At 73.4% G+C, this 8,350-nt stretch carries 10 protein-coding genes; 5 read left to right on the forward strand and 5 right to left on the reverse strand.

Features of this window, described 5'->3' with window-relative positions; all coding sequences use genetic code 11:
* The first annotated feature begins 48 nt into the window (after window positions 1-48).
* From EAD89_RS02905 to EAD89_RS02915, 3 genes are read left to right on the forward strand one after another with little or no spacing between them, the layout of a single operon-like run.
* Entirely contained in the window at window positions 49-2,604 is a 2,556-nt protein-coding gene (locus EAD89_RS02905) for an ATP-dependent Clp protease ATP-binding subunit (RefSeq protein WP_121674591.1), read from the forward strand.
* The gene (locus tag EAD89_RS02910; protein ID WP_121674592.1) at window positions 2,601-2,813 is read left to right on the forward strand and encodes a hypothetical protein; all 213 of its coding nucleotides are present in this window, start codon (window positions 2,601-2,603) and stop codon (window positions 2,811-2,813) included. Before EAD89_RS02905 ends, EAD89_RS02910 begins: the two co-directional genes overlap by 4 nt.
* The gene (locus EAD89_RS02915; RefSeq protein ID WP_121653860.1) at window positions 2,813-3,163 is read left to right on the forward strand and encodes a DUF3140 domain-containing protein; all 351 of its coding nucleotides are present in this window, start codon (window positions 2,813-2,815) and stop codon (window positions 3,161-3,163) included. The genes EAD89_RS02910 and EAD89_RS02915 overlap by 1 nt, the downstream gene beginning before the upstream one ends.
* 59 nt (window positions 3,164-3,222) lie before the next feature.
* On the opposite strand, the gene EAD89_RS02920 is transcribed toward EAD89_RS02915, so the two are convergent.
* The 3 genes from EAD89_RS02920 to EAD89_RS02930 form a co-directional block, all read right to left on the reverse strand.
* On the reverse strand, window positions 3,223-3,465 hold the full coding sequence (locus tag EAD89_RS02920; RefSeq protein ID WP_121653859.1) for a hypothetical protein: 243 nt from the start codon (window positions 3,463-3,465) through the stop codon (window positions 3,223-3,225).
* Window positions 3,466-3,493: 28 nt separating this feature from the next.
* On the reverse strand, window positions 3,494-4,465 hold the full coding sequence (locus EAD89_RS02925) for a LysR family transcriptional regulator (protein ID WP_121653858.1): 972 nt from the start codon (window positions 4,463-4,465) through the stop codon (window positions 3,494-3,496).
* Window positions 4,466-4,551: 86 nt separating this feature from the next.
* Entirely contained in the window at window positions 4,552-5,154 is a 603-nt protein-coding gene (locus tag EAD89_RS02930) for a hemerythrin domain-containing protein (protein ID WP_121674593.1), read from the reverse strand.
* A 174-nt stretch (window positions 5,155-5,328) separates the two neighbouring features.
* Between EAD89_RS02930 and EAD89_RS02935 the strand changes: the two genes are divergently transcribed.
* Together EAD89_RS02935 and EAD89_RS02940 are read left to right on the forward strand one after the other, a co-directional pair.
* The gene (locus tag EAD89_RS02935) at window positions 5,329-6,657 is read left to right on the forward strand and encodes a M20/M25/M40 family metallo-hydrolase (protein WP_121674594.1); all 1,329 of its coding nucleotides are present in this window, start codon (window positions 5,329-5,331) and stop codon (window positions 6,655-6,657) included.
* A gap of 58 nt (window positions 6,658-6,715) precedes the next feature.
* On the forward strand, window positions 6,716-7,378 hold the full coding sequence (locus EAD89_RS02940; RefSeq protein WP_121653855.1) for a hypothetical protein: 663 nt from the start codon (window positions 6,716-6,718) through the stop codon (window positions 7,376-7,378).
* 73 nt (window positions 7,379-7,451) lie between these two features.
* Here EAD89_RS02940 and EAD89_RS02945 read toward each other — a convergent pair whose 3' ends face one another.
* On the reverse strand, window positions 7,452-7,643 hold the full coding sequence (locus EAD89_RS02945; protein ID WP_121653854.1) for a DUF5703 family protein: 192 nt from the start codon (window positions 7,641-7,643) through the stop codon (window positions 7,452-7,454).
* Between the two features lie 287 nt (window positions 7,644-7,930).
* The coding region (locus EAD89_RS02950) for an SseB family protein (protein ID WP_147458739.1) at window positions 7,931-8,350 on the reverse strand (420 nt) is incomplete at its 5' end.

The following is an 8,350-nucleotide window of genomic DNA, read 5'->3' on the forward strand; positions in this document are numbered from 1 at the left end:
TCGGGTAGCCCCTGGCGACCGTGCCGCACCCAACTGCGGAGGACAGACATGATGGGACCCGGCGACCTCGGCTCCGACCCGTGGGACGAATTCCTGGCCCGGTACTTCGGCCGGGGTGAGGGAGGACGCCGACCTGCGCACCGGGTCGACATCACCCGGCTGATGACGGCCGACGCGCGGGAGATGCTGGCCGACGCGGCCCGCCGCGCCGCGCAGCGGCAGAGCAGCGACCTGGACACCGACCACCTCCTCTGGGCGGCACTGCAACGCGAACCCCTGCGCGACCTGGTACGCCGGGCCGGCGCCGACCCGGACACCCTGCTCAACGCGCTCGGCGGGCGGGGCGACGGCGCGCCACGCGGCGAAGTGCCACCCAACCTGTCGTTGACCCCGGCGGCCAAGCGGGCGCTGCTCGACGCCCACCAGTTGTCCCGGGCGATGGGTGCCAACTACATCGGCCCCGAGCACATCCTGATGGCGCTGCCGCTCAACCCGGAGTCGCCGGCCGGGCGGATGCTGGCCGCCGGCCGGATCCAGCCGGAGTCGTTGCAGGCCGCCAACGCCGAGCGAGGGCCGATGACCGGGCCAAAGCCGGACCGGGGCACCCCCACCCTGGACCAGTACGGGCAGGACCTCACCGACCTGGCCCGCGCCGACCAGATCGACCCGGTGATCGGGCGCGCCGACGAGATCGAGCAGGCCGTGGAGATCCTGTCCCGGCGTACCAAGAACAACCCGGTCCTGATCGGCGAGGCCGGCGTCGGCAAGACCGCCATCGTGGAGGGCCTCGCCGAGCGGATCTGCGACGGCGACGTGCCGCAGACCCTGCTCGGCAAGCGGGTGGTCCAGCTCGACCTGGCCGGTCTGGTCGCCGGCACCCGCTACCGGGGTGACTTCGAGGAGCGGCTGAAGAAGGTCATCGACGAGATCCGGGCCCACCGCGACGAGCTGATCATCTTCATGGACGAGATCCACACCCTGGTCGGGGCCGGTGGCGCCGGCAGCGAGGGTGGCATGGACGCGTCCAACATGCTCAAGCCGGCGCTGGCCCGCGGTGAGCTGCGGGTGATCGGCGCGACGACGCTCGACGAATACCGCAAGAGCATCGAGAAGGACGCCGCGCTGGCCCGGCGCTTCCAGCCGGTGCTGGTGCCCGAGCCGAGCGTCGACGACACCATCGCCATCCTGCGCGGGCTGCGCGACCGGTACGAGGCCCACCACCAGGTGCGGTTCACCGACGAGGCGCTGGTCGCCGCCGCCGAGCTGTCCGACCGGTACGTCACCGACCGGTTCCTGCCCGACAAGGCCATCGACCTGATCGACCAGGCCGGCGCCCGGGTCCGGCTGCGTACCCGCACCCCCGCCTCCGACGTGCGGGAGCTGGAGCAGCAGCTCGACGACGTGCGCCGGGACAAGGAACAGGCCGTCGCCGACGAGCAGTACGAGCGGGCCTCCACGTTGCGCGACCGGATCTCCGAGCTGGAGGAGCAGGTGCGCCGCGCGAACGGCGACGACGGCTCCTCCTCGCAGGTGCCGGAGGTGGGGCCGCAGGAGATCGCCGAGGTGGTCTCCCGCGCCACCGGCATCCCGGTCAGCCAGCTCACCGAGGAGGAACGGGACCGGCTGCTGCGCCTGGAGGGTCACCTGCACCAGAAGGTGGTCGGGCAGGACGACGCGGTCACCGCGGTCGCCGAGGCGGTCCGCCGCTCCCGTGCCGGGCTGGCCGACCCGGAGCGGCCGATGGGCAGCTTCCTGTTCCTCGGTCCCACCGGCGTCGGCAAGACCGAGCTGGCCCGCGCCCTGGCCGAGGCGTTGTTCGGCGAGGCGGACCGGATGGTCCGGGTGGACATGAGCGAGTTCCAGGAACGGCACACGGTCAGCCGGCTGGTCGGCGCCCCGCCCGGGTACGTCGGCTACGAGGAGGCCGGCCAGCTCACCGAGGCGGTGCGCCGCCGTCCGTACGCGGTGGTGCTGCTCGACGAGATCGAGAAGGCCCATCCGGACGTGTTCAACATCCTGCTCCAGGTGCTCGACGACGGTCGGCTGACCGACAGCCAGGGCCGCACGGTGAACTTCAAGAACACCGTACTGATCATGACGAGCAACCTGGGCTCCGAGCTGATCACCGGCGCGCAGCGCGCCGTGGGCTTCGGCACCGGCGCGCCGGGCAGCGAGCAGGAGAACGACGAGCTGCGCGAGCGGTTGATGCGCCGCCTGCAGGAGAACTTCCGCCCGGAGTTCCTCAACCGGATCGACGAGGTGATCATCTTCCGTCGGCTGGAGGCCGAGCAGCTGCGTCAGATCACCGGACTGCTGCTGGAGGAGACCCGCCGCCGGATGCACGCCCAGGACATCCAGGTGGAGTTCACCGCCGCCGGCATCGACTGGCTCGCCGAGCACGGTTACCAGCCGGAGTTCGGCGCCCGCCCGCTGCGCCGGGTGATCCAGCGGGAGGTGGACAACCACCTGTCCCGAATGCTGCTGGAGTCGGCGATCTCGCCCGGGCAGAAGGTCACCGTGGACGCCCGCGAGGGCTCGCTCACCTTCGACGTGACCGCGGGCGAGCGGGGGTACACCGCTGCCACGACGACGCACCCGCGATGAGCGGGGCCGTGCGACGACCGGAACCAGAGGAACCGCGGGAGAGCGCGGAGTCCGCGGAATCCCGGGACGAGGACGACCATCCCGACCCGATCCTGGCGCCGCCCACCGCGAATCCCAGGAGGACCCGGGTGCCGCCGGAGGGCCTGCATCCGAAGACCGACGAGGACGGCCCGGAGACGTCCGGGTCGCCGCCCGGAGAGGAGACCTGATGGCACGCGTTACTCGGATCGATCCCGAGGTGGAGGTGCTCTGGGAGGACTTCCACGCGGAGGTCAACGTCCCGTCGGAGCAACTGCGCACCTGGCTGCTGACCCGGGGCTCCGGGGAGGAGTCGTTCGGGTCCAACCCGACCCTCGACCTGCCCCAGCCGGGCCGGGAGATCCTCAAGGTGCTGAACAAACGCAAGGTCGACCTCACCCCGGAGGACATCGAGGTGATGCGGGACGCGGTCGACCGGATCCGCGAGCTGATGGACGCCAAGCCGCCGCGCGGCAACGCCGACGACGAGTGGCGGCACTCGCTGCTCGACCTGGGCCACGACCCCCTCGTCGAACGCTGAGCGACGCACGCTCGACGGTGCCGTCCCGGGCAGGGGCGGCACCGTCACGTCGAGCCCGGTCAGGCCTGATCGGGCTCCAGGCTGCCGATGGTCAGCCCGACCGCGTCGGCGGCGGCGTCCCGCTCGCCGCGGGTCCGTTCCTCGCGGCTGAGCAGGTTGGCGTACTCGGCGACGTCGGCCGGGTCGGGCACGTCCGGCAGCCGGCGCAGGAACGCCTCCGTCTCGCGGATGGCGGCGGTGTGTGCGGCGGCCGCCTGGCGGAGCAGTTCCCGGTCGCCGGTGGGCGGGTAGAGGTCGGTCATGTCCGCCAGATACCCCGCCGACGGTGGATCAGACCCCGGAGGGCTGCCGGACGCCGAACCCGGGATTGCGCAGCAGCCACGCCAGGTAGCCGGGATGCGGGGCAAGTGAATCGGTGTACGCGGCCTTGGCCGTCTCCAGCACCAGCTCCGCCCCCTGGGCGGCGGGGGAGTCCGGGTGCCAGCCCAGCAGCAGCCGCCAGCGCAGCGGTATCCCGGCCAGCCGTCGGGTGACCAGCCCGGCCACCGGGCGGAACGTCGCCTGGCACAGGGCCACCGCCTCGCCGGCGTCCACCAGGTCGACACAGCCCCGCACGTCGGTCTCGTACACCTTGCGGGGGGTGAAGCCGGCGCGGGCGCAGGCGGCGGCGAAGCAGTCGCCGAAGCAGCCGTCGCCCGGCGCGGCCACCCACTGCTCGTGGCGCAGGTCGACCAGCCGCACCTCGTCGCGCCCCGCGAGGGGGTGCGTCTCGGGCAGCAGCACCAGCACCGGGTCGACGGACACCTCCCGCCAGCTCAGCCCGAACTCGGCCGACGGGACGGCGTCACCGCACACGCCGGTGAGCGCGAAATCCAACCGGCCACCGGCCACCAGCTGCGCCAACTCGTCCACCGACCAGGACGCGTACGTGGTGATCTGCGCGGGTGGCTGCTCGGCGGCCAGCCGGTGCACCAACCGCCCCAGGATCGGGCTGTTCACACCGCCGAACCGGTACCAGCGGGGCGCCACGCCGGCGCCGGCCAGCCGGGCCGCCTCGTCCTGCAGGCCCTTCATGGCCGGCAGCAGCACCCGGGCCCGGGCCAGCACCAGCTCACCGAGCGCGGTGGGGCGCGCGCCGCGGCGGTCCCGGTCGAACAGTGGCCCGCCCAGTGTCCGCTCGATCCGCTGGAGCTGGGCGGTGAGCGCCGGCTGGGCCAGGCCGAGAGCCGACGCCGCCTTGGTCACGCTCCCCGTCTCCGCGATCGCGCAGACCACCCGCAGGTGTCGCAGCTCCAGGTTCATACCGTGACGGTAGGACTACGCCGGGGCCGGCGGAAGGGTCCGGACGGATAGGTGAGGTTGAATGCAACGGCGGGTGTCGCCGCTCGTCAGTCGCGCGGTGGCTCCGGCAGGTCCGCCAGGTACGTCGGCCGGCGGGTCACCACGTCGCGGACCTTGTCCACCACGCCCACCGCCGGCTCGACGATCCGGTTCCACGGCGGGGTGGCCGGGGTGCCCGGGTGCGGTCGGGTCGGGGCCGCCTCCTCGGCGATCTCCAGCCGGTTGCCCAGCCGGATCAGCTCCTCCTCGGTGGCCACCGCGCGCAGCTCGGCGACGAGCGCGCCGACCCGGTCCACGTGCCGGCGAACCCGCTCGACGACCTCGGTCAGCGTCTCGTCGCTCAGCGCCTTGAGGGTCGCCAGCAGCGCCGCGTCGGCGTTGATCTCGGCGTCCACCCGCTCGGCCGCGTCCGGCAGCGCGGCGCGCACCGCCGGCAGCAGGTACTGCTCCTCCGCGGAGAGGTGCCGCGACAAGGCGGCCGTGAGCACCGCGAGCCCCTCCTGCGGCGCGGCGTCCGGACCGGTCAACTGGTCCAGCAGCGTCAGTAGCTGTTGGTGCTCCCGGTCCACGATGTCGGCGATGCTGCGTCCGCCGGGCCGGTAGCCCTCCTCGGGGGTGGGCGGCAGCGGCGGCAGGGAAACGGCGGACATGGTGCCCTCCTCGACTGGCGGGCGGAAGCTCCGGCAGGGGATGTGCGGTCGTGGGCGGCGGTACCCGGCGGCGCGCCCGGCGAAACCGGCACCCGGATCAGCCGACCTGAATACCCGGCCTGTCGCGCCCGGTGCGCCGGCCCGCCGGCCGGCCCGGGCTGGTATGAAGAGGCGATGACGAGCGACGCCGCCCCCGCCCGACCGGAACCCACCGCCGAGGTCCTGGACCTCTGCCGCGACCTGCTGCGTATCGACACCACCAACACGGGGGACAACGACACCAGCGTCGGTGAGCGCCGCGCGGCCGAGTACGTGGCGGAGAAGCTCGCCGAGGTGGGCCTGGAGTCCGTGCTGCACGAGTCCGCGCCCGGCCGCGCGAACGTGGTGGCCCGCATCCCCGGCGCCGACCCGAGCCGGGGCGCGCTGCTGGTGCACGGCCACCTGGACGTGGTGCCCGCCGACGCGGACGAGTGGTCGGTGCACCCGTTCTCCGGCGAGGTGCGCGACGGCTACCTGTGGGGCCGGGGCGCGATCGACATGAAGGACTTCGACGCCATGGTGCTCGCCGTGGTGCGGCACTGGCAGCGCACCGGCGTACGGCCCCCGCGCGACATCGTGCTGGCGTACACCGCCGACGAGGAGGCGGGCGGCGACTACGGCGCGCACTTCCTGGTCGAGCGGCACCGGGAGCTCTTCGACGGCTGCACCGAGGCGATCGGCGAGGTGGGCGGCTTCTCCTACTCGGTCAACGACAACCAGCGGCTCTACCTGATCGAGACCGCCGAGAAGGGCCTGGACTGGCTGCGGCTGCACGCCAAGGGCCGCCCCGGGCACGGCTCGATGATGCACGACGACAACGCCGTCACCGCGCTCGCCGAGGCGGTGGCCCGGGTCGGCCGGCACCGCTTCCCGGTGGTGGTCACCGACACCGTGCGGGCCTTCCTGGAGGAGGTCTCCGACCTGCTCGGCGTCGAACTGGACCCGGAGGACCCGGAGACGGCCATCGCCAAGCTCGGGCCCATCGCCAACATCATCGGCGCGACCATCCGCAACACCGCCAACCCGACCCGGTTGAACGCCGGCTACAAGGACAACGTCATCCCCGGCCGGGCCACCGCCACCATCGACTGCCGCAGCCTGCCCGGCCAGTCCGAGTTGCTGGAGCGGCAGCTGCGCGAGCTGGTCGGTCCGGACATCGCGATCGAGTACATCCAGCGGCAGCCGGCCCTGGAGACCACCTTCGACGGTGACCTGGTCGACGCCATGTCGGCGGCGCTGCGCGCCGAGGACCCGGGCGCGCGGCCGGTGCCGTACATGCTCTCCGGCGGCACCGACGCCAAGAAGTTCTCGCAGCTCGGCATCCGCTGCTTCGGGTTCGCCCCGCTGCGGCTGCCCGCCGACCTGAACTTCTCCGCGTTGTTCCACGGCATCGACGAGCGCGTTCCGGTCGACGGACTACAGTTCGGCGTGCGGGTTCTCGACCGGTTCCTCCGCACCTGCTAGCCAGGTCCGACAGCTGCACCCGGCTCGGATCCTCCCCATCGTGAAGGGACTGCCCCACATGACCGACCAGCACGGTGAGCTGGACGCCGCTCTCGAGCGGGTGATCGAAGCGGCCCGCCACCACCTGGCCGCCGTACGTGCCGCGCAGGGTCGCGTCGACGACGACGACGTCTGGCAGGCGTACGTGGCTTTGAACAACGCGTCCTACGCCTACGACGAGCGGCTGCTCGACGCGTTCGGCGAGGTGACGCCGTGGGACGTCGACTCGATCGACCCGGACGAGGCCGACGAGCGCTTCGGCGGCGCCGAGGGCGGCGAGGCCAGCGACCCCCACCCCAGGGTGATCTCGGTGCGCCAGCGCCGCGACTACCGGGTGCCGAGCGTCTCCGCGCTGCTGCGCGTGGCCGAGGTGGCCCGCCGCGAGGGCACCCCGGAGGACGACGAGCCGGCACCGGTGGAGGGTGTCGGCGAGGCGGTGCTGGAGCTGCTGCAGAGCGGCGACGGCTCGCTCGGCGCGCTGGACGTCCCCGAGCTGGAGCCCCTCGACGGGGTGGTCATGGTCAGCGAGGTGGGCACCCCGGTCGACCTGGAGTCGTTCGACGACGACGACGCTGTCGGCCCGTTCCAGCCGGCGGTCGACGACCGGCTCGTCGGCCGGCTCGACGAGCACCCGTTCCTGGAGCTCGACGACGACCACGACCACGCCGGGCACCAGCACTAGGCCGTACGACGCCCGGGGCCCGACCGGTCACGGCCGGGCCCCGGGCCGTCACACCGCCCGGCCCGACCGGGTGTCAGTACGACAGGCCCGGCTGCGGCTGGTTGGCCCGTCGCCGACGCAGCATCACCTGCCGCGTGCCGTCCCGGAACAGCCGCACCCGGGCCAACTCCCATCCGGAGAACTCCGCCTGGATCGCCAACTGCGCCGCGGCGGTCAACCGGTCGACGTTCGGCGGCAGCCGCAGCGGCGCGTATTCGTAGTCCATGCCATCCATGCTGCCCAGCCCAGCGGCCATTCGCCACCCCCTCCGGGGTGACCAACGCCGCTGCCGTGGGTGGTTCGTGCCGCCCTGGGCCGACCCGCGTGGTCCCGGCCGCACGAGCAGCCAGCGCCCGCGTGGTCCCGGCCGCACGAGCAGCCAGCGCCCGCGTGGTCCCGGCCGCACGAGCAGCTAGCGCCCGCGTGGTCCCGGCCGCACAATCAGGCAGCGACCCGCGTGGTCCCGGCCGCACGAGCAGCCAGCGCCCCGCCTGGTCCCGGCCGAACGGACCGTCAACCCGTCGGGACGTTGGCCGTGAGCAGGGCCGCCAGCGCCGGCGCGGCCAGGGTGATCCCGCGGGCCTGGCCCGGGTCGACCGCCAGCCCCCACGACGGGTCGGGCCAGTCCTCGAACAGTTCGGCGCAGGGCAGCGCGACGAACGGCACGTCGTCACCCGCGAACGCGGCGAGGGCCCGGGGGGAGGTGAAGACCGGCAGCAGCGGCGCGCCGGTCGCATCCCCGACCACCGTCCACGGGAAGTCGGCGTCCGCCGCCGGTTCCCCGGCGAGCGGAACGCACACCGTGGCGCCCGCCAGCACTCCCAGGTACCCGGGCAGGTCACGTCGGTCGGCGGCCGCGGCGAGCACCGCCACCACCGCCGGCTCCGCCGCCCCACCATGCGCCGGCTCCGCCGCCCCGCCATGCGCCGGCTC

This window comes from Micromonospora sp. BL4, from assembly GCF_003667505.1.
Classification (GTDB): domain Bacteria; phylum Actinomycetota; class Actinomycetes; order Mycobacteriales; family Micromonosporaceae; genus Micromonospora.